The organism is Tychonema sp. LEGE 06208 (assembly GCF_015207505.1).
Taxonomy (GTDB): Bacteria; Cyanobacteriota; Cyanobacteriia; order Cyanobacteriales; family Microcoleaceae; genus Microcoleus.
The window spans coordinates 17058-39509 of record NZ_JADEWT010000003.1 but is presented as its reverse complement, the minus strand read 5'-3'; the positions used below and the strand labels follow the sequence as shown (position 1 = coordinate 39509).

The following is a 22452-nucleotide window of genomic DNA, read 5'->3' as shown; positions in this document are numbered from 1 at the left end:
TTTACTCATCTTTTAATTTCAAATTGGGAGGAAGATTTCGCCGAATTTTTAATTTCTCTCAGTGATTTAGACGGGCAAAGATACAGTAAACTTGGTTTGACCTGGCACGCTTTCTACTTGCAGTTTACCTTGGTGTTTTTCAATAATTTTGTGAACTATATCCAATCCCAAGCCGCTGCCTTCTCCCGCAGATTTAGTTGTAAAAAAAGGCTCAAAAATTCTTGGCATAATCTCAGGAGGAATGCCTTTGCCGCTGTCGGTAATACTGACAAAAATTGTGTTATTTTGGTGTTTTACATCAATTTTTAAAATCCCTTTGTTGCCCATCGCTTGTAAAGCATTGTGAAGCAAATTTGTCCAGACTTGATTTAGTTCATCAGCATAGCATAGCACAAAGGGCAAATCAGTACCATAGTTTTTTACTACTTCTACACCGTGTTTGATTTGGTAGTGGTAAAGGGTTAAAACGGTATCAATGCCGTCAGTAATATTTGCGATCGCCTTGGAGCCAGACTGGTCGTAACGAGAGTAGCTTTTTAAAGCAAAAACAATTTTGGCAGCCCTATCTGTCGCAGTAGCAATATTTTTAGTGCTTTTTTGTACTGTAGCGAATTCGTAGGCAATTTGTAAAATATTTAGATTTTTAGGGTCTTTCAACAAAGGTAAAAAAGGTTCTACGTTATTGCAGATACCAATATCTAACAATGTACAGGCAAGGCTATCTGCGTTGTCAATTGCTTCTGATTCTAATTGCCGCTGCACAAGTTTTTTCAACTGACGTTTTTCTTTACTAGATAACCTGTCTGTTTCCTCGCTTGATTTATGCAGTAGGGCAAAGAAATCCTGCTGCCGTTCCGGGGATAGTTGCTGAAAAAATATCGGCAAATGCTGCAATTGTCTGCCCCAGAAGTCGGCGATGTTCTGCACAGAGGAGCGAATCGCCCCCAAGGGAGAATTTATTTCGTGGGCAACTCCGGCAATTAACTGTCCGAGGGCTGCCATTTTTTCTGATTGAATCAGTTCTTGCTGAGTGCGCTTTAGTTCTTGCAGCGTATGAGCTAATTCCGCATTTTTTTTGTGCAGCGCCGACTCTGCTAGTTTGCGGTCGCTGATGTTACGAGCAACCCAAATCACAGCATTTTTTGAGAACAAAGAAATGCAGGCAGAAAACCAAATTGCGCGATCGGCTACTGTTAAGCTATAGTCGAAATTGATAGTTTCTTGCGTTTCTAATACTTGCTTAACTAACTTCCACCAATCATCTGGGTTATCTTCATCAAAAAAATGTTCTATAGTCAAGCTGACTGTATCGCAATCAGGATCAGAAAAGGCTGCTGTATTGGTCGGCAAAACTTCTATGTTGCCCTGAATGTCGAGTACGAGAACGATATCTGTCATGGCTTCAAAAATTCCGCGAACTTTGGTTTCAGAAAAATATAACTTTTCTTCTAGCAATTTGCGTTCGCTAATTTTTTGCTGCAATTCTTCGTTGCTGGCAGCTAGTTGAACAGTGCGCTCTTGCACTCGCTGTTCGAGTTCGGTGTTCAGGCGTCGGACTTCCTCTTCTGCTGTGGCGCGGTCTTGTATTTCCTGCTTTAACTGACTGTTAGCGTTAATTAGTTCTAAAGTTCGCTGTTGAATTTGTTCTTCTAAATTTTCATTTAAAAGTCGCAGTTGTTCCTCTACTTCGCTTCTCAGAACAGCTTCTTTTTGCAATTGTTCGTTCACTTCTTTTAACTCCTGAATTTTATTGGTCACTGTTTCTTGCAAAAGCTCGATATTGTGCATTTCTACCGGATATAAAACCTGCAGCAGCGTACTTTGGGTTACAATTCCGGCTAAATATCCTGCTGCGTCATTACCTCAGAAATTGTCAGCCCTGCTAGGGGTATTTCGCTAGCAGTTATTTCGACAACATCGCGCTCCGTCAAAATCCCGATCGGTTGCCGCTCAAACGCGATTAAAACGCAACTGGCGCTCGCCTCAGTCATGGCGGCGATCGCAACTTTCAAGGGTGTGTCTGGAGGCAGCACAGGCGGTTTGAGGTCGATCGCCTGTTCGAGCAAGTGTTGGTTATCATAAATTGTGGTTGACATAAGCAAATTAAGGGTAGAAATGGAGATATAATCTGCAATTAAGACACTATAATAATTAAATATTTCCTTTATTTATTTATTACCCCGCTCTCGGAATTGCGAAAGTTGATCGATCGGCGGTTGAGGCAGCATGATTATAAAGTTTACGTTACTCTGAACCGACAATTAATACTATTTTAAATTTGACATCTTACAGTGTCAACAGCCCGATCGCGATCGAAGTTTAACATCCGTCTAATATCATTTTTGATTTGACATTTTTCATTAAAAAATTAACAATTGGAAATCACCGAGCGCATAACGGTTTAGAACGCGCCCCTAAATTTGCATTTTTTTAACCCCGCCCAAAAATGGATACCGTGCCACGCAATCTTGTCCTATCAATTCCGGTTGCACTCATACATGATGTTAACTGTTAACAGTCAACAGTTAACAGTGAATTTACTATTCCGATGAAGAGAGAATTTGATATCATCTAGAGCCAAAACATTGAGACTCCTGTATTTGCTCCGGCGATTCACGGCATTGCAAGTAAATCTCAAAATCTCAACTCTAAAATCGAATGACATCCGTCTAAAGTTGCATTTTTGGTCGTGCATCATATAATTTCGGGTGCACAGCGGGCTAAATGGCGATCGAAATTGACACAGTAAACGTCCTTTGACCGATCGCCGATCTTACTTCTATCTTAGCCGAATGTTTTTCGACAACTTTCTTAACAATATCCAATCCCCAGCCAGAGCCTTCGCCAGCGGGTTTGGTGGTAAAAAACGGGTCAAATATGCGCGGCAAAACCTCCGGCCCAATTCCCTTGCTGCGAATATTTGATGCTAACGAACATTCTCTGATTTTAAGCTCTCAGCTATATGCTGAAAACTCCACAATTGTCCATCGCTTGTAAAGCATTGTGAATCAGATTTATCCAAACTTGATTTAGTGTAGCCGCTGATATGTGTCCGCAGCGATCGCCCCAAATATTCTGATACTTGCCTGTTACCGCTAAGCCACGAGCTTCATCAATTCTTCTTGACACTCCTCGACCTTAAGGCACGAGGATTCTTAAGACATTACGGCCTTAATATCCCCATTACTAGGGTTCCCTTGCCTCACCACATTTGCTTTTTGAGCGTGGTGATATATTTTGGGCGTTTAGGTGCGTAGCACCAGGTTTCGCGGAGTCCCCACGTACCATTTTCAAAGCTCGATCTCTGATGGTTTTAGCAGCACCTATATCGGCGTGTTCGTAATAGCCACACTCCACACAGATGAACTTTTCTCCATCTCTGTTGGACTTGTCAATGTTACCACAATTTCGGCATTCTTGGCTTGAGTGTTTAGGATTGACTTTGATTACAATTTTTCCTTTCTTCGCAGCTAGATAGTTAGAGTCGATAGGAGCGTTACCACTCCTACCTCTCCTTCAGAACGGAACGTGATACTTTCGCATCATTCCGCTCCTTGATAATTCCATCCTTGTTATGGATACGATTCAAGACCAACTGTCAGGTTTTAACGCCTTCTTTAGAGCATATTGACCCGTCTGTTGCTGTCTTTGTGTCATGGCAATGTTTGTGTAGAAGTTGTAAGTTTTCGTAAGTATCATTTCCACCTAATGAGGTTGGTTTAATATGGTCAACTTCTACAATGTCTGTACTGGTAAAGTACAAACCACAGTGAGGACAAATACCCTTTTGACGCTTGATTAATGATGCAACCCTGTTAGGAGTTTCTGGGTATTCGCCTCTACGCTTACTCCAATAAATCCAATTTCCATCAAATGGAGTGGCAACACCCTTTACTTTGATGTGCCTTACGATTGGCGCATCTGAATGCTGTTTTAATTCCAACCCATTCTCGGTACTGAAACACCAATTACGATCGCCTACTGTTCTCCAGTATTTTTCTTTATTGATGTTCCCTTTTCCCCTCCTTTTTGCCCAAGTTTTCAACTTATCGTATGTTAGTTTATCAACCTTGTTAAAGGTTTTTTTGCTAACGACTGTTGAGTAATAGTTTGACCACCCCCTAATGATTGGATTCAGCCTACTGATTAAAGCAGCTTGGGGGGCGGTTTTATGGGCGTCTATTACTTCAGCAATCTTAGATAGATGACTTTTGACTTTGGCTTTTGAGGGTGTAATTAGTGTACAAAAACCTAGTGAAGTTCCATTTGTGTTATTTGCACATCTGTAGATTCCTACCTTGTGCTGCTGTATATGGAACCCTAAGAACTCAAACCCAACATTTCCTTCTATTTCATTAAGGGTGTGGGTTAATCTTGTTTTACTTGGTTTCAATTCCAATCCCATGTCACTCAACCAATCAGCAATTATCTCTTTACACTTTAAGACTACGTTCAAATCCTCATGGATTATCACAAAATCATCTGCATACCGGATTAAACCAAGAGCATAGCGGTTATCCCGTTTTTTCCCTTTTAGTGTTTCCGCGTACTGCATAACTCTTGCTTCCATACCATGTAGGGCAATATTCGCAAGTAAGGGAGAAATTACCCCACCTTGTGGTGTACCTTCATTAGTAGGAAAGAGATTTCCTTGGTCACAGTATCCTGCCTTGAGCCAACTTTTTACTTGCTGTCTCATGGTAGGGAATGTGGCTATTTTTGTGAGTAACGCTTTGTGGTCTATACGGTCGAAGCATTTAGCGATGTCAGCATCCAGCACATATTTGGCTTTACTTCTAACACAATTATATATTGCTCCTACCGCATCGTGACAGGAACGCCCAGGTCTAAAACCATAAGAGTTAGGTTCAAATTTTGCCTCCCACTCTGGTTCTAACGCCATCTTACATAGCGCTTGCAATGCGCGGTCGCTTATTGTAGGGATTCCTAATGGTCTAGTTTCGGCTGTTCCAGGTTTGGGAATATGAACCCTACGAGTGGGTTTTGCCTTGCCTTCCAACTTTAACTTACCAACAAGGTTAGTACGTTGCTTTGGTGTCAGCGATTTCACGCCATCCACACCAGCCGTATTTTGTTAACCTAAGCAGGCAGGTCGCCCTACCTGCTCGGCTCCAGAACCGAACGTGAATATCGCTATTCATTCGGCTCCTCAGTGTGTGACTGTCACCTTTGCTTGTGACATCTCCAATAAGGGAAAACTCCCTCAGCGCGGTTCTGTTTCTGATTGCCCGTGAATTTGGTCGTGGCAATGCAGGTGGACTAATATCAGGTTTTTGTCGGCATTATTTCCACCCTTGGCTCTAGGCTTTAGGTGGTGTTTTTCGATTGAATCACCTGGGTTAAAGTTCAGTCCACATTGGGCGCATCTACCTTTCTGCCGCTTGAGCAGTCTTGCTTTCTGCGGTTCTAGGGATTTGTAATTTTCGCCCATTCTGGCGCTCCAATAAATCGAGTCTCCATCGTAGGGGCTGCGTGTTCCTTGTACCTTTGTCCATCTCAAACCCGCAGGAAATGCGGCATGGAGTAGGAGGTTGAAGGAATCCTGCTCTTTCCTCGAGCTTGCAAAGACCCAATTGTTATTACCGATGGTTCGCCAATATTTTCTGGCAACCCACTTTTTCCCTTTGTTAGGGTGACGGCGTTTCCCCCATCGATACAGTCTGCTCCAGAGTAGGTGGTCGAGTTTATTGAACGTTTCCTTTGAGTTCCAAGGAGATTGGTAATGACACCATCCTCTAATGATTGGATTGAGGAAACTGATTAGAGCAGCTTGACTGCTGCTGTTATTCTCCTCGACGTACTTATCGAGCTTTCTGTAATGAGCTTGAAGCTTTTCGTTGGAGGGTTTTACGATGGTTTTGAAACCCAACTTTTTACCTTTCGATGTTTCACCTGAATGGTGTTTCCCTACTGGGTATTGGCGAATGGAAAATCCTAGAAAATTAAATCCAGGCTTTTCTCCACCATGTTCTTCTAGTGTATGTACTAGCCGAGTTTTTTCGGGTTTCAACTCAAGCCCCAATTCGCTTAACCATTCTGATAGAATTTGCTGACATTGTTGTACCACGGCAAGTTCTTCGCATATTACCACTAAGTCATCCGCGTAGCGTATAAGCGTAGGAGCTTTCACTTCCTTTCCAAATAACCTTTTGGTATTTCGGATTCTGTTTGCTTTATCGCTGGGAAACTGTGCCTCTATGCGTTGTTGCATACCGTGGAGCGCGATGTTCGTTAAAAGTGGTGAGATACTACCACCTTGCGGAACACCCTCCTGTGTCTCTTGAAATCCCTTCCTTTCTGCCCATCTGCTGAAGTCGATTACTCCCGCTTTGAGCCACGCTTTGATTTGACGCTCGAAGATGGGAAAGGTATTAAGTTTTTCTAACAGTTTGGTATGGTTTATTTTGTCAAAACACCGACAGATGTCTGCATCCAAAACATACTTCGGTTTTTGGGCGATGTACGTTCGGATTGCTTCAACTGCGTCATGACAAGATCTGCCAGGTCTAAAGCCGTATGATTCCGATTCAAAACGTGCTTCCCATTCTGGTTCTAACGCCAGCTTGATTAGCGTTTGTTTTGCTCTTTCCTCAATTGTTGGGATTCCGAGTCCTCGTTTTTCCGGCTTTCCGGGTTTAGGAATCCAAACCCTTCGAGTTGGTGCTGATTTCCCGTTTACTTTCAGGTTTTTTGCCAGTTCTAATCGTGCTGGAGGTTTTAAGGCTTTTATCCCGTCAACTCCCGCCGTAACTCGACCTTTATTGTCCTGTGTAACCCGTCGCACGGCAATTAGTTTTGCAGACCAGGACTGAGCTAGACTCTTTTGGAGCCGCCTAACTGTTTGAACATCTCCACGCTGTGAAGCGCGATAAATCCGCTTTTGGAGCTTGAAAACTGCAAACTCAGCTTTCCGCCAGTTCACATTTTTCCATTCCACTTGTGATGTAATCTCCGTTTTGGACATCTTTACTCGAACTAAAGCGAACGTATCTTTCACACAGCAGTGAGTCTGTCAGCATATCCTCTCCATTACAGAGGGGCGTTGGCTTCTGACCCAATCCTTCCAAAGGTGGCTTACGCTAGCTACTACTCCAGAGTTTGACCAATTCTGGAGAGCCGTTCCCCTGGTTTAATTCGTTCCGAGTTTCCGTTGGTACTGGTTGTAGAACCTCTCAATCCGCCGGGTTTTGGTAAGTGCCGATAGTCAGTAGGGCAAGCTGCTATCTACCGTTCCCGTGAGCCTATTTCGCTCCCTGCGTATTAGCCTTATTCCGCAAGTTGATAATGACGACGGTTTGTACGAGAGTTCGCTTTCGCTGTTCTGCCCCAGATGCTCCCGGTTTCACTACATTTCAGGCTCGTAGCTTATCCGGTTTTCACCCCGCTTCAGTTCTGGCGGTGCTACCCTCTCCATAGCTGGGGGTGATGCTGTTACCTGGACACTTACAGAAGGAGGACTTTCACCTCCACGGAAACTAAGTTATCTCGGTTTCGAGTGTTGCCACCCTTCCCTATTGACCTGCTTTCAGCAGGTGTGACGCTTTCGGATTTCTCCTTGGCGCGTCAACGAGCCGCACTACCTTGGTTATCTTGTGTCACCCTACGTACCGCAATACATTTTGCAGACCAAGACCTAATCAGGGTCTTCTGAAGTTTGCGAACTGCTTTAACATCCCCACGTTCACTCGCTTGGAATATGCGCTTTTGCAACTTAAAAGCCACCCTTTCTAGCTTTCGCCAGTTGATGTCTTTCCATTCCACCGTCTGATTGTTCAGCGTATTAGACATATGATTTGCTACTTGTTCTATTCCCTTGGAGTTACCGTGTATCTGTCAGCATATCCACACCATTACAGTGAGGCATTCGCTTTTGATACAATCCCTCTCCCTTAAACCATTCGTTAGCTACTTACTGAACATCGACCTATTCAGAGATTTAAGAGAGTTACTTCGTTCCGATTACACATTGGTTGAGTCTTTAGCTGTGATGCTTTCCACCGGGATTGTGGGCGGTGCTTATAAGTTGGATCGAGAACCACTTATGCCCTAGCCTTGCCTTTTGGCTTGGTGTTAGTCAGGGATTCTTACCGTATTTTTTCGACGGGTTCACCATTGACTTAGCCGTTACACCATTTTTGATTACGATGGTTCAAACACATCTTTGCTTTCGCTACGCATGGACTCTTGCTCGACAGTTACCGGGTTCGGCTCCTAGCAGTTCTGCCTTTTAACCCCGCTTTAGCCTATTGGTTGCTACCCATTAAACTAGGGGTTATGCTTTCACTCCTGCACTTGGAGGGTAGGACTTGCCACACGGCGGTTCACCTACAAATGTAACCAGTTGTCACTAACTGTCTGAGCAGTTAGGCTAACCGTCCCACAAGCCTTTCAGCTTATTTTAGGTTAAACGACTCGCACCTCAATCTTTAAAATCAATTCACCCCAACCTGCATCAGAAATAGAACGGTTCAAACCTTTTTTTCTAGATTGTCCATTTTTCAGAAATCTTCCCGTATTTTCATCGACTTTTACCCGACAGCGACCCCCTCATCGCAGATATATTCAAGTCTTCCAATGCAATAGCATCAATTTTTCGAGATCCAATTTTGTGAGCTACCTTCCATTGGTAAGCTTGACGCATCTCACTGATTTTTTGATGGAACCGCCCTACTTTTTTAGCTGCTTTCTGGCGATTGCTGCTCCCTTTGACTTTACGGTTAACTCTTTTCTGTCTAATTTTTAGGGTGCGTTTAGCTTTTTTGGATGTTGAAAAATTAGGGTTTTCAATTTGATATCCATCAGATAGATGAACGAGCTTTGTAATTCCTAAGTCACATCCAATTACTTTAACAACATCCTTGAGAGATTTTGCCATGTAATCGGGAACAGACTTATTCTCTATCCTAATGGACACATACCAACCATTTTGACGCTTCCTGACAGCACAAGCCTTGATAGTAAAACCATCGGGGATTGAACGTGAATTGTAGAACCGCATCCACCCTAATTTGGGTAAATAGATTTTATTCCCTTTGACTTTTATTCCCATTACAAAAGTAAAAGAGGTAAAGTTACTCCGATTTTTGAATTTCGGGAAACCTCTGCCTTCAAAGAAGTTCTTGTAAGCAGTATCTAAACGTTTAATATTCTGTTGTAGAACTGTTGAGTCAATACCACTATACCAGGGTCTAGCTGTTTTCAAATCTGGCAAAGATGTGATTTGAATGTCGCCAGCACTGCGACGAGGATTCTTAGTCTTACCTGAGCAAGCGGTTTTCGAGTCTTTCCAAGGATTTCCTGTTGCACCATTTTTACTGACAGAGCAGGTTAATGGCGAAACTTCGCTTTGAGTTCTAAGATAGCAGTAATTTCCTTGGATGAACTGTTGGTTATACTGGGTGATTCTGTCGTTAAGACACCAATTGTAGTGACTTCGTAACATATCTACCCAGTTCGACATCTTTGAGTCTTGTGTTTGATTTGGACGAAGTTTGTAAACGTAGTTTGTGAGCAAGATTGAGTCACCTCTTATTTGAAGAGTGCACTGTTTTAGTCTAATCTAAAAACTTACTTGATTCAAGCATTGTCGCAATTCTTAATTTTTCAATGAGTTAAATTTTTACCAACCTACTTGAATTAAAGCCGTCCTAAAAGGACGGGGTTTTCAACCCATTTTTTTGATAAATCTAAAATCTAAAATCTAAAATCTAAAATCTAAAATCTAAAATCTAAAATGGTATAACCCTGCTTTTGCGAGCTAGCATTCAAGGCAAGGTTATTATTAAGTATTCGGAATTCAGAGCCAGTAGCCCATTGCTCGGAGCGCGGATTCGGCTGCCAAGCAGTGCGCTACTCGCCCAATCGAGTTATTTTAGAGCTGCGTTCGACCAACATCAGGACTACATAAATAGTCATGACATAACCGGCGGCCAGAACGGGAATAATTAGAGGAATATCGTGATAATTCATAATGATAACCAAAAGTCAAGGACGAGGAGGAGAAGGATAAGTTCAATACCTACGACATTAAGTCAGCACCCAAGGCAATAACTTGGTTCTGAAGGCTGCTTTTCCATATCAAGGCTGGGGGAACATTTAGGCGTTCCCGGTCAGTGGATTTTAGATTTTAGGTTTTAGATTAAAGATTTACTCGCAGATGAATCACTGGAGCAGGCACTAGCCTCTAAAATGTTGGATCTCTCTACGACTGTTGTCGATTTTAGATTTTAGGTTTTAGATTTGAGATTCACTCGCAGATCAATCATCGGAGCAGGCACTAGCCTCTAAAATGTTCGATCTCTCCACGACTGTTGTCGGTGGCTTCCGTTTTTCGGCGGGGTCAATAATGATTTACTGCTTTACAGGTGCTTAAACAACGTAAAACCATCCACTTTAGCTACTTTGAGCTACCGCGCACATAAGATGCGCTAGTCTTAACTTCTGAAAATTTTTAGTCCCAAGGAACTAAAAATCTGTCCCAGAAATTTTTGCTGCGATCTGACTAATAAGGCTGGTTATACGAAATTCTTACAGGCACCTGCAAGCTACCTGCCCGCCTGGATTAATCACAGCCTGTACTTAATGTATAGAATTGTTTAAATCCTTAATACCCATAATAACACAGGGTTTCTGGGATTTACAGATTTTTCGACAAGATACTTAACAATTCGTTACAATAGGGTAGCGGCTCTGGCAGCAGGCTACTGGCTGGAGGTAGTCGGGTGACTTCGATCGGGCTACCGATCGCAAATCAGTGGCGATCGCCAAAATTTCTCTTCCCTGTTGCAAAGAATTACCTTAAAATAAAGATATGATATGTAAAATTTTGTTACTTTACGGCTTGAGTCGGCGTATCCATGATCTCTAGCACTGTCCTATTTTCCTCGGTTGAAGAAGACCTGCGACTGTTGACAGAAAACTTAAAACAGTTAGTGGGTGCCCGTCATCCCATCTTGTACGCGGCTGCAGAATACTTATTCGGCACAAAGGGAAAACGGGTGAGACCCGCAATAGTCTTGTTGATGGCCAAGGCGACAATGCCCGATGGTGCCATCACAGAAAAACACCGCCGCCTCGCGGAAATCACCGAAATGATTCACACAGCCAGTCTAGTTCACGACGACGTGGTGGACGAGTCGGACTTGCGGCGGGGAGTACCGACGGTACACAGTCGGTTTAACAACCGAGTGGCAGTATTGGCGGGAGATTTTCTGTTCGCTCAATCTTCGTGGCATTTGGCAAATCTGGACAACCTGCCAGTAGTCAAACTGCTTTCGGAAGTGATTATGGATTTAGCAGAGGGGGAAATTCAACAGGGACTAAATGGATTTGACACCAGTTTGTCGATCGAAGCGTACCTCGAAAAAAGTTACTACAAAACAGCATCTTTAATTGCCAACAGTTCCAAAGCAGCGGGATGTTTGAGCGAAGTTTCACCGGAAATAGCAGAAGATTTGTATAACTACGGTCGCCACATTGGTTTGGCATTCCAAATAGTAGATGATATATTAGATTTCACCGCTTCAACGGAAACTTTGGGGAAACCTGCAGGCTCGGATCTGATCGGCGGAAATCTGACAGCGCCAGCGCTATTTGCCCTAGAAGAAAAGCCTTATTTGGAAGTTATCATAGAACGCGAGTTCGCTCAAGAAGGAGATATAGAACAGGCTTTGACATTGGTAGCAGATTCTCAAGGCATAGTGCGATCGCGAGAACTAGCAACAAATCACGCGCAGAAAGCTGTCGAATACTTGGCAGCGCTGCCCCATTCAGAGTCCCGCCAAGCTTTGATAGATTTAGCAGATTACGTTTTGAGCCGACTTTATTAGCAGGAAGAAGGAAGAAGGAACTGGGTATTAGTTACCAGCTTGGGGCTGCCAATTCCCAATTCCCAATTCCCAATTCCCAACTCCCAATTTCCAATTTCCAACTATGCGATATCCGGTGGGAGATTGCTAGAATTTGACTGTAAAGCCGATCGGTACTGTTGCAAATAAACGTTAATTAATTCCTGCACTTGCTGGCGAGGGATTTCCGTCCCTACTTCCTGATTGCCGGGATTTTCAAAAAAAACAATGCTGTCTAGACCTTCGAGGGCGATCATCTGAAATAAAATGTGAGTAACAGGCAAACACACGGGCCTGACGCGATCGCCCCCAGCCGCCGCTGCGGAGGACGCATCTTCAAGAGTGGGAAAAGCATAAATCACCTTTTTTTCCCGTCCCGGTTGCTTGAGATTGCTCAAAACCACGATCGCCCAACTTTCGTCTACCGCTTGCAGGATAGAGTATTCCAGGTGCTGTAGCTGTTGGGCAATTAAAATCAGCGCCGGGGCGATCGCCTTTAAAATTTGTGGTGTCGAACCGTCGGGCGGAGCTTTGTCGATCAGTGCTTCAATCTGTTGGTCTAAATCCATCAGTCAGTTAATTTGAGATTTTAGTTTCAAATTTTTAGGGTAACAGGTGCAGGTTAAAGTATGTGAATACCCAGCACTGCCCACTGTGACATGACTCCGACTGTCAAGGTACGGAGCTTCTTTGAATCACTTCAAAGATTTCCTAGTTGTTCCCTTATGGGTTTTCGACTTTGACCTAGACTGAGATACTTCAGTCCCCGGCAAACCGTCTGCATAGGCGTTTTGGATTCCGACGTGTCCCGCCGTACTAATTAATTCTATTCCTCTATTTCTGATTACTTGACCACTAGCTACATCTCTATCGGCAATGAATCCACACTCTTGACAATGATGTACTCTAACACTCAAGTCTTTTTTAACTGTTGCACCACACTCAGGACACTCTTGAGAAGTCCTCCTGGCCCTGACTTCCACAAAGAACTTACCACGCTTCCAGCACACGTACTTGGTGATAGCTCGGAATTGCCCAAAACCCTCCGCCAGCATCTGTTTGCCAAGCATCCCTTTGGCAAGAATTCGGTAATCCAAGTCTTCCATGAAGACCATATCACCAGCGTCACAAAGCGCATGAGCTTGCTTGAAGTGGAAATCCTTACGGGTATTATCAATTGTGTGGTGAAGTCTAGCAACTTTGATCCGTTGTTTCTCGTAATTTTTAGACCGCTTCTTTTTCCGATCAAGTCTGCGTTGCAGCAATTTCAGCTTGCTTTGCATCACTTTCAAGAACTTAGGCGACTTTACAAGAACTCCGTCGCTAGTTGCCAAAAACTTGGAAAGCCCAACATCTACCCCAATTGGATGACCATGAGGCATAGGATTGGGAACACTAACATCGCATTGGATATTGATGCTAGCGTACCAAATATCAGCCTTGTTAATTATCCGAACCTGCTTAACTACAAAGCCACTCGGTATCGGGCGATGCAAGTTAATTGCAATGGGCCCCAACTTGGGCAAGGCAATATGTACTCCCTGCACTGGATTCTGTTTAAATTGGGGAAACAACAAAGACTTGAATTGTCCAAATTTTTTAAATCTGGGAAATCCATGCCCAACTTTTTGAAACCCATCCCAGGCTCGGTGCAGTTGTTTAATAGCTTGCTGCAAAACTTGGCTTGGCACTTCACCCAATCGGGGAAACACCTTTTTAGCGTTTGGCAAAGCATTAAGCTGATTCACTTCACTAGGGAAAGGAATATCAGCAGCCATGATATATTCATGACTGATGGAGCATCTGTCAACCATGCACTTCCGGCTATTGCACCAATCCTTAATCTCGCGCAGCCCGTAGTTATAGGCAACGCGACAAACATCCATCCACTCTTTGAGCGACTGCTCTTGAGTGATGCTGGGATAGATTCGATAGCGGTAATTCATGGTTAGCATTCCACTACCTTAACATATTTAGTGGCAGATGCAACGCTAGTAAATATAAAGTCGCCATAGAAGGACGGGGTTTTAAACCCAATTTTCTGATAAAATCTTAAATATAAATTTAAAGTCCCAGGGTGTGCTACTTTCAAAGTGAGCTGTCAACCATCATGCGGGAAATCGGCCAGAGCGTGGAAACCATATTTCAACTGCTGTTAGACGAACTCAAAAAGTCCACTCGGGCGTCTGAGCAGAACTGCCAAGATGTAGCAGGGCGACTCGCAGTAGAAGTCACCAGGATATGCACAGAAAGCCAGCGGATTCAAGACTCAGGAGACATAGAAGGTGCAGCCGAGAGCCTCGCCCGGCACCGCTTGCAACAATGTCTCCACTATGAAAATTTAGGATCCGGGCCAGGGCGAGTAGAATTGCAAAGCACTCTCAGCGCGATCGTCTATCGCTCCATCACCCCTCCCCAATTGCAGTCTAGCTATCAAGCGCGAATAGAACTGATCAGAGATTTCTTGCAAGGATTTTATCTCGAAGCCTTAAAAGCATTCCGGCGCGAAACCCAACTACCACCCACCTACAGCCCCCGCACTCGCTTAGAACTAGCAGAGTACATGGCCTTTGTAGAGCGCTTCGGGAAACGGCGCATTCCCTTACCTCGGAACCGCAGCCAGCAACTAATTATTTTACGGGCCCAAACCTTTTCCCAGCAGCAGCCCAAAGAAACCTCTGTAGATATGGAACAAGCCGCCGACGGAGGGGCTTGGGATTCTGACCAAACTTGGAACGACACCTCCGTGCACTCGGTGCGGGAAGCAATGGCCGGACAGGGTTCATCTGCAATTCGCTCCCCAGCCGACGAGTCAGAATCTCTGCGGCAAAACGTGATTGACGAATTAGTGGCCTACTTAAAAGAGCGCAACCAAGAAGAATGCGCCGATTACTTCGTGCTGCGCTTGCAAGACTTGCCGACTAACGAAATAGAGTCGATCCTGGGCATAACTCCCCGCCAAAGAGACTATTTGCAGCAGCGCTTCAAGTACCACTTGCTCAGGTTCGCCATGTCGCACCGCTGGGAACTCGTTCACCAGTGGCTGGAAGCAGACTTAGACAAAAATTTAGGTTTGCTGCCTTCTCAGTGGCAGTCCTTTGGCGAACAAATTGGCCCAGAGGGACAGCGTTTGTTACAGTTGAAACAACAAGGTCTGTCAGAGTCAGCGATCGCGCAAACCCTCGGCAGCACGGTAGCCCAGGTACAGAAACGGTGGTTTAAATTGCTGGAACTTGCCTGGGAATTGCGAAATCGTTCAGATTCCGGAGAAGGGGCATCTACTGATGAATAACGAAACGAACAGGGATGCAGAGGCTTTCGAGCGCCATTTTTTAGACTGGATATTGCAGGCGCCAATCCCGAATGCCTCTAGCGAAGAGCAGGAAAACGTCAATGACCCCCTTCCCTCAAAAGAGTGGGGCGAAACAGAAGAGTATTCCGGGGTGGAATACTGGGAATGGGACGAACCAGACCCGCTGGACTATCAAGTGGGCTCGCAGAGCATTTCACCCGCACAACCCCTGACTATTGGAGAAATACCGACCGTGCAAGACCGTTTTCAGACCTTGTTAAAAGAAAGGCTTAGATCCGAAATTGAAGCCAACCCGCCGCTGTTCCCCTGGGAAACAGAACTCAAGAGCTACGAACACGACTATCCAGACGATGCAGTCCCCCAATGGGTTCCACCCCTGCACCTCTGGACTCCCCAACTACAAAATATTAGATGGGGTCGCCTGCCAATTCCGATCGCCCAAGGGGTTTTTGCTCAACTGCTAGAACCTTGTCAGCAATTGGTAATGTCGTCGCTGCGGGAAGGCTCGAAATTAGTTCGCGCTGTAGATAGCTTGTTTCCGGGCCAGTCTGAGGAACTCAACCAATTAGCTGGTTTAGTACTCAGAGGTGCTACCAGAGGAATTACAGGTTTAGAAGTAGAAGATTTACCGAATTACTCCGAGGCAACTATCGATCAACAAATGCTAATGTCGTTGTTGGCCGCCCGAGAAATCATTGAGTCTCTAACTTTGAATTGTCCTGTAAACCAGCCCCCTATTTCGCGGGAGTGGCTGACTGCTTTGGGCTCCCTGACTCTCTCAGCTCAATACCTGTCGAACCGCAACACAGAACCACCAAGGCCGTGTTTAAGAGTTGAGTGCGAATTTCCAGGGGGAGGAAGTTTGGAACTCAAGGGAGGAGATGCCGAAGCAACTGCACAGCGTCCGAATTCCGGGCATTTAAGTGTGGAGTTGTTTGACCCGCAACCTGACAAGACTTATGCCCTAGAAGTCAAATTCCAAAACTTCGATACCAGACCTCTGATGTTTGCTATTCGTCCAACTTTGGCTGGATAAAACAGCAACTATCGAGGTAAAATTAGAGTAGTTAACTGCGTTTTTTACTCTGCGGTTTGACCTCACACAAAAACAGATACAATCTGCTGATTTCTGTCGCGGAAAGCCAAAAAAATTAGAGACGAATTAAAGCCCCCAGATTCATCTGTGAAGTTAATCTGTGGATTCAATCTCAAATCGAATGGCAGAGAAATAAGATTTAGATATTAGTTAAAACCCAGATCGAACTGTGGATTTAATCTCAAATCTCAAATCGAGTGGCACAGAAATAAGATTTAGATATTAGTTAAAACCCAGATCGATCTGTGGATTTAATCTCAAATCTCAAATCTCAAATCTCAAATCGTTGGATGGGTGCACATGACAACTGATAACCTGCGAAATATACCTGTTTTGGGTAAACTGTGGGAGCGGATAGAGGCAATGCCTCCGCCGGTGACTGAGGATTCTTTACTGCTGCGAATCCTAGTTCAGTTGTTGGTAATTGTGGGAATTGTGGCTACTGATGTTGCTTCTGAAGAAAGCCTGAACCTGTGGGCTGTGCCTGTTAGTATTGTGGGAGCAACTTGGAGTTGGTACCGCCGCCGCGATCGCAATGTAGCCGCTAAATTCTGCATAGCTATTGGAATGCTGGTGGCGCTGTTCGCCTTTTTTACCCGCTTGGTGGGAGAATTAAACGATACGCGGTTAGTTTTGGCGCAACTGTTAATTAACATTCAAGTGTTGCACAGTTTCGATTTGCCCCGCCGCAAGGATTTGGGCTATTCGGTCGTCATCGGGCTGATTTTGTTGAGTGTAGCGGCGACCATCAGTCAAACGCTGACTTTTGGGCCGCTGCTGTTGGTATTTTTGGCTTTAGTGCTGCCGACTTTGGTGCTGGATTACCGATCGCGCTTGGGACTCTCGAAGCTAGAAAACATCAATCCGGCGACAGAAAGTAGAAGTAAAAACAACAATTTATCCCTATTTGCTGCTACTTTATCCCCCAAGTATTTTAGTTTGTTGCTGTTGATAACTGTAGGGTTGGGGCTGGCTATTTTTGCGTTTTTGCCGCGCCTTCCAGGCTATCAATTGCGGACTTTTCCCGTGAGTGCTCCTATTGAATATCAGGGGGAGTTTGACTCGCGCAGCATTCTGAATCCGGGGTATGTCAGGGGGGGAAATCAAAAAGGAACTGGCGGAGGGAAGGGGAGAAACCCAGACAAAGGGCCAGGAGAGGTAGACTCTACTTTTTATTACGGTTTCAACCAGCGCATCAATCAAAATTTGCGGGGGGTATTAAAACCTCAAGTGGTGATGCGGGTGCGATCGCAGGCGGCGGGTTTTTGGCGAGTGTTGGGCTTTGACAAATATACCGGTCAGGGTTGGGAAGTTTCGCGCAACGACGACGCTTTTAAGGTGAATCGACCTCGCTGGTCTTATCAATTTTATCTGAATCCGTATCCGAATGCGCCCCGCACTCAAGAGGTGATTCAAAGTTATACTATTCTTGCTCAGTTACCGAATTTGATTCCGGCTTTAAACAAGCCGAAGGAACTTTATTTTCCGACGCAGGAAGTGGCGATTGATGCGGAGGGAGGTTTGCGATCGCCTGTGGAATTGGCGGAAGGTTTGACTTATACGGTGATTTCTAACGTGCCGTTTCGCGATCGCTCCTTGTTGGGGCAAACTGGTACTAATTACCCGAAAAATATTCGCAAATTCTATTTGGACGTGCCGCCAGAAATTGCCCAGAAAGTGCGAGAAAAAACTGAAGAAATCTTGTTGGGGAGAACAAGAGTGGCTAAGTCGGACAGGGCGATCGATTCTCCCTACGAAAAAGCTTTGTACTTAGCTCAATATTTGAAACAAAATCCTAATTACAAACTTGTCAAAGCTTTGCCTTATTTAGAAGAAAGTGAAGATTTAGTCGAGGGTTTTTTGTTTGGCTATCAAAACACGCAAGACGGCAAAAAAGTTACAGGCGGATATCCCGACCATTTTTCGACGGTACTGACAATTATGCTGAGATCGATCGGGATTCCGGCGCGAGTGGCTGGCGGTTTCGATACGGGAGAATTCAACCCGTTTACAGGTTTGTATGTGGTGAGAAATACCGACGCTTTCTTGATGACGGAGGTATATTTTCCCAGATACGGGTGGTTTGGTTTTAATCCGATTCCAGGTTATCCGCTGATTCCGGCTTCGGTGGAAGACAACCAGACTTTTAGCGCGCTGGAATCGTTTTGGAAGTGGATCGCGGCTTGGCTACCGACTCCTCTCAGAAGCGGGCTGGATTCAGTTATAGGTTTTGTAATTGGCTGGATCAGTTTGATTCTGGGTTGGTTTCTGGGACAGTTTGCTAGGGGTTGGGTGGGGTTATTTACTGGGTTGATTAGCGCGATCGCCTTTGGGTTTATTGGCTGGTTAATTTGGCAAGGGTGGCGCAAGTGGCGCTACCGCCGCTGGCTGGCGAAGTTGCCGCCGGTGGAGGGGGTTTATCAGCAAATGCTGAAGGATTTGGCAAGTCGCGGATTTGCCAAGCAGAAAGCTCAAACGCCTTTGGAGTATGCTGAGACAATGCGCGGCCACCACGAAACCGATGAAGCTGAGGTAATTGAGGAAGTTTCGCAAGCTTACGTGCGCTGGAAGTATGGCGGCGAAGCGGGAAATTTGAGTCAGTTGCGACAGTTGGTGGACAATTTGAGGCGATCGCACTTGAAGAAACTCAAAAAGCTAAGATAATATAAATTCTCAGTCGGACACGGCGCCGTGTCCTGACTGTGGTAATATGAATATCGCGAAAATTGCAAATAATTTACCGTGCCGATGGTAGCTTGAGTTCGATACCCAGTTTTTGACCGACATCGATCGCCTTATCAGCAAAATCAGTCACGCCTGCGATCGGAATTGCGATCGCAGTTGCCGTCGCTAAAATAGCTTTTAAACTTTTCTTTAATCTAGCTGGATTCCTTTCGTTTTCCGGTTTCTTGATTTCGGATTCAACATCTTCAATATCGATAATTACACCCTCGCGAATGTCTTCGGGAAACTGGGCGGCGGTTTCACGCATTGATGCAATCTGTTTCAGAAGTTCGGCGGTATTTGTTATTGTTTTGGATAAATGCGTTATTCCTAACTGTGGTGTTGTCGCTGCCAATCACACCAGACATCGGGCCGTTGAAGTTGTTGGTTTTGGAAGAATCTTGAGTCATTTTTTTACCGTTAACGTTGATATTGAATTGAATGCTAGAAGAATCTCCAAAATCGGGGCGATCGATTCCAGAAATTCGCTCTTTCTCTTCCCATTGTTGCAAATTATCCGGGAAATCTTCCATCAAGCCGCGCACGTTGACCATTTGATAAGATTTGTCGCATTCGACTTCGTAGCGGCGGTTGGCCAAACGGCGGCGCAAAGACTCAAAATTGTAGAGGTGAGGGTCTTGGCTGCCTTTGCATTCGGTACAGTTGCAGGGGATGAATTCTTGGTATTTGAGGCGATTGTCGTAAGTCGCGTGAATTTTCCAGAGTTCGTGGCGGATGCGGTCTAAAAGAGATTTTTTGTGGTTGCCGGAAACTCGAATGCGGATTTCTCGTTGGTGGTAATTCTCGATAACTTCGGCCTTGGCGTAATTGTCGGCGAGGATGACTCCATCGCGCCACACGATATCTCCCCTACCCTTTGGTAAAGAAGGTTGAGGGCGGTAGATTAACAAGTGCATTTCGACGATAAAACGGGTAATGATGCCTTTGGGCATGAAGTCGTATTCGTAGCGCAAAATCAGGTTATCGGTGTCGTCCCAGGTGTAATCGGGCGTTTCCAGGGGGAGAAGTTGCGGGGCGATGTAGCGTCTGGGTTGGCAGGGGATTTCGTAACACAGTTTGAAGTGTTTCATCAAGTGGAGTAGTTCGTCCTGCAAGTCTCGGTATTCTCTTTCGCACCAGATTTGTTTGAGGTTTTCCTGGGTGAAATACCCGCAGTTGGCGATGACTTCTGCGTTGTCGGCGACTTCTTTTTCGTCAGTAATTTCTTTCTTGCTGATGACTTTGTAAACAGCATTGGTTGCCAATTCGGGACGCAGAATGACTATGTTTTTGAGGATGGGGTCTTTTTGGAAGTGGAGGATAATTCCCAAGTCGTGAAGGTATTTGCTGAGAGTCAGCATGGCGGGTTTATCGGATTTTTGAAAGCCTTGGCTGGCGCAGATGTCGAAAAATTCGCTGACTGCGATGTGGGTTTGGCGTTGGGAATAGTTTTCTAAAATGTGGCGGACGCTTGCCCAGCGTTTGGGAACGGGCGTGCTGATGTGGTCGAGGGTGGCGATGCGGTTTTGGAGGGCGCGTTGGAGTTCTGCGAGTCCGCGATTGCTGGCGAGGTTGGTAGCGAAATCTTTTTCTAAATTGGCAAAGTCGCGCCGCTGTTGGGAGAGGTTGATTTCGCAGCGGATGTCTTGTTTTTCGTTTTGGACGAGGAAGACGGGACTGCTGTTGCTGAGGAGTTCGACGGCACTCAGCCAGTAGCAGAGGTTGGGGTTTTGGCGGCGGTTATCGACGAGGAGGACGTACAGGGAACGTTCGGTGAGGAAAAATTGGTGGGTGGCGTGGTAGATTTCCTGTCCGCCAAAGTCCCAGAGGTGGACGCGGAAAGGTTTGCCGTTGGCTTGCGTGAATTCCCAGCGCATCACGTCGATGCCTTCGGTGGAGGGTTCTCGTTCTTTGAGTTCGTAGTTGGGGTTGAGGAGTTTGTTTGCAAGGGTCGTTTTTCCCGCTTCGCCTTCGCCGACAATCAAAAGTTTGGCTTCGTTGAGTTCTTCGGTAGCGTCGGGGTCGCGGGTTTGGAAGTAGAAATCGAGGATGGTACGTAAATCGCCTGGTTGAGATGATTGTTTTCCGCCCAATATTTCCAGCGGAATTGGTATCGGATTACCTCGCAAATCCAGTTTTTCCAGCTTCTCCATGCCACGAATCGCCTCTGGGATGGAGGTAATCTGATTGCCACCGAGGTCAAGCCGTGTCAGATTCGACAGTTTGCCGAGCGCCTCTGGGATGGAGGTAATCTGATTGCTACTGAGGGAAAGCTCTGTCAGATTCGACAGTTGCCCGATCGCCTCTGGGATGGAGGTAATCTGATTGCCACTGAGGACAAGCTGTGTCAGATTCGACAGTTGCCCGATCGCTTCTGGGATGGAGGTAATCTGATTGTCCCAGAGGTAAAGCCGTGTCAGATTCGACAGTTGCCCGAGATCTTCTGGGATGGAGGTAATCTGATTGACAGTGAGATAAAGCTGTGTCAGATTCGACAGTTGCCCGAGATCATCTGGGATGGAGGTAATCTGATTGTAACTGAGGACAAGCTTTGTCAGATTCGACAGTTGCCCGAGATCATCTGGGATGGATGTAATCTGATTGTCACTGAGGCTAAGCCGTGTCAGATTCGACAGTTGGCCGATGACTTTTGGGATGGATGTAATCTGATTGTTATGGAGGTCAAGCTCTGTCAGATTCGACAGTTGGCCGAGATCCTCTGGGATGGAGGTAATCTGATTGCTCATGAGGTTAAGCTGTGTCAGATTCGACAGTTGGCCGAGATCCTCTGGGATTGCTGTAATCTGATTTTCACTGAGGTAAAGCCGTGTCAGATTCGACAGTTGGCCGAGATCCTCTGGGATGGCTGTTAAACCAATCCTGGTTAAATTTAAACTCTCTAATTGCTTCATTTCCAGCAGCAATTCTGGCATCGTTCCGAATGGATTGCTGCTGAGGTCAATCGATCGCAAATTTACGAGTGATCGCAATTCCTCTGGCAGTGTTCTTAATTGATTCGGGATTATTAGTTTCAGACTCGGGTTAACATTAAACCCTTGCCACCTTTCTACCTTCCCCAACACCAACTTCTCAAGCTGCGTGCACTTGCCAATCTCCGGCGGCAATTCCTCCAAGTCCAGCCCCGACAAATCCAGTTGAGTCAATTTTTCCTCGGCTGCCCGGTGAATTCGCCGCACTGCTTCCTCTCGCGTCATGCCCTTTGTCTCTTGGTAGGATTCAGTTTATTGTGACAGGATTTTTGTTGGGTGGGGAAAGCCAGCAGGAATCAGGACACGACGCGGTGCCGTTTCCCGAAAATTAATCTGGCGATGATTATATCCGAGGGAGGGCGATCGTCGATTATTTTGGGGTAGGGAAACGGCATTGCCGTGTCCTCCGTGGCCTACGCATCAAAACCTTCATAACCGGGTTTTTTGGGTTTCTACGACTGT

At 45.5% G+C, this 22452-nt stretch carries 16 protein-coding genes and 2 pseudogenes; 4 read left to right on the top strand and 14 right to left on the bottom strand.

Annotated features, from left to right (window positions below):
* Positions 1–66: 66 nt before the first annotated feature.
* The 10 genes and pseudogenes from IQ263_RS01505 to IQ263_RS29115 all read right to left on the bottom strand — a co-directional run bounded on the left by IQ263_RS01505 (position 67) and on the right by IQ263_RS29115 (position 10809).
* Complete coding sequence (locus IQ263_RS01505; protein WP_333194727.1) at positions 67–1758, bottom strand: ATP-binding protein; 1692 nt, start codon at positions 1756–1758, stop codon at positions 67–69.
* An 80-nt stretch (positions 1759–1838) separates the two neighbouring features.
* On the bottom strand, positions 1839–2096 hold the full coding sequence (locus IQ263_RS28110; RefSeq protein ID WP_228049712.1) for a CBS domain-containing protein: 258 nt from the start codon (positions 2094–2096) through the stop codon (positions 1839–1841).
* Between the two features lie 624 nt (positions 2097–2720).
* Positions 2721–2888: an ATP-binding protein gene (locus IQ263_RS01500; RefSeq protein ID WP_304941026.1), complete on the bottom strand. Its 168-nt coding sequence runs from the start codon at positions 2886–2888 to the stop codon at positions 2721–2723.
* Positions 2889–2958: 70 nt separating this feature from the next.
* Entirely contained in the window at positions 2959–3129 is a 171-nt protein-coding gene (locus IQ263_RS01495) for an ATP-binding protein (RefSeq protein WP_194065841.1), read from the bottom strand.
* A 57-nt stretch (positions 3130–3186) separates the two neighbouring features.
* Positions 3187–3447, bottom strand: coding sequence for a zinc ribbon domain-containing protein (locus IQ263_RS29695; RefSeq protein ID WP_370588919.1), 261 nt, complete (start codon positions 3445–3447; stop codon positions 3187–3189).
* A 151-nt stretch (positions 3448–3598) separates the two neighbouring features.
* Positions 3599–5095 (bottom strand): annotated as a pseudogene (gene ltrA, locus IQ263_RS01485) (group II intron reverse transcriptase/maturase); the annotation flags it as partial.
* Positions 5096–5224: 129 nt separating this feature from the next.
* Complete coding sequence (ltrA, locus tag IQ263_RS01480; protein ID WP_339383463.1) at positions 5225–7018, bottom strand: group II intron reverse transcriptase/maturase; 1794 nt, start codon at positions 7016–7018, stop codon at positions 5225–5227.
* A 581-nt stretch (positions 7019–7599) separates the two neighbouring features.
* Positions 7600–7809: pseudogene (locus IQ263_RS01475) on the bottom strand (reverse transcriptase N-terminal domain-containing protein); the annotation flags it as partial.
* 730 nt (positions 7810–8539) lie between these two features.
* Complete coding sequence (locus tag IQ263_RS01470) at positions 8540–9481, bottom strand: RNA-guided endonuclease InsQ/TnpB family protein (RefSeq protein ID WP_255515786.1); 942 nt, start codon at positions 9479–9481, stop codon at positions 8540–8542.
* 1199 nt (positions 9482–10680) lie between these two features.
* Positions 10681–10809 (bottom strand): hypothetical protein, encoded by a 129-nt coding sequence (locus tag IQ263_RS29115; RefSeq protein ID WP_255515785.1) that lies wholly within the window; start codon positions 10807–10809, stop codon positions 10681–10683.
* Between the two features lie 68 nt (positions 10810–10877).
* Here IQ263_RS29115 and sds point away from each other — a divergent pair, with 68 nt between their 5' ends.
* Entirely contained in the window at positions 10878–11849 is a 972-nt protein-coding gene (gene sds, locus IQ263_RS01465; protein WP_194065838.1) for a solanesyl diphosphate synthase, read from the top strand.
* 101 nt (positions 11850–11950) lie between these two features.
* Here the strand turns inward: sds and IQ263_RS01460 are convergent, their stop codons facing one another.
* Both IQ263_RS01460 and IQ263_RS01455 read right to left on the bottom strand, forming a co-directional pair.
* Entirely contained in the window at positions 11951–12436 is a 486-nt protein-coding gene (locus IQ263_RS01460) for a hypothetical protein (RefSeq protein WP_194065836.1), read from the bottom strand.
* Positions 12437–12562: 126 nt separating this feature from the next.
* Positions 12563–13822 (bottom strand): RNA-guided endonuclease InsQ/TnpB family protein, encoded by a 1260-nt coding sequence (locus IQ263_RS01455; protein ID WP_194065835.1) that lies wholly within the window; start codon positions 13820–13822, stop codon positions 12563–12565.
* A 155-nt stretch (positions 13823–13977) separates the two neighbouring features.
* On the opposite strand from IQ263_RS01455, the gene hetZ reads away from it, so the two are divergent.
* The 3 genes from hetZ to IQ263_RS01440 all read left to right on the top strand — a co-directional run bounded on the left by hetZ (position 13978) and on the right by IQ263_RS01440 (position 18940).
* Complete coding sequence (gene hetZ, locus IQ263_RS01450; protein ID WP_194065834.1) at positions 13978–15159, top strand: heterocyst differentiation protein HetZ; 1182 nt, start codon at positions 13978–13980, stop codon at positions 15157–15159.
* Complete coding sequence (locus IQ263_RS01445) at positions 15152–16216, top strand: hypothetical protein (RefSeq protein WP_194065831.1); 1065 nt, start codon at positions 15152–15154, stop codon at positions 16214–16216. Before hetZ ends, IQ263_RS01445 begins: the two co-directional genes overlap by 8 nt.
* A 360-nt stretch (positions 16217–16576) precedes the next feature.
* A complete protein-coding gene (locus IQ263_RS01440) occupies positions 16577–18940 on the top strand; it encodes a transglutaminase TgpA family protein (RefSeq protein WP_194065830.1) in 2364 nt (787 codons plus the stop codon).
* Between the two features lie 73 nt (positions 18941–19013).
* Here the strand turns inward: IQ263_RS01440 and IQ263_RS01435 are convergent, their stop codons facing one another.
* Together IQ263_RS01435 and IQ263_RS01430 are read right to left on the bottom strand one after the other, a co-directional pair.
* Complete coding sequence (locus tag IQ263_RS01435; protein WP_194065829.1) at positions 19014–19268, bottom strand: hypothetical protein; 255 nt, start codon at positions 19266–19268, stop codon at positions 19014–19016.
* Positions 19261–22215, bottom strand: coding sequence for a leucine-rich repeat protein (locus tag IQ263_RS01430; protein ID WP_194065827.1), 2955 nt, complete (start codon positions 22213–22215; stop codon positions 19261–19263). Before IQ263_RS01430 ends, IQ263_RS01435 begins: the two co-directional genes overlap by 8 nt.
* Positions 22216–22452 lie beyond the last annotated feature (237 nt).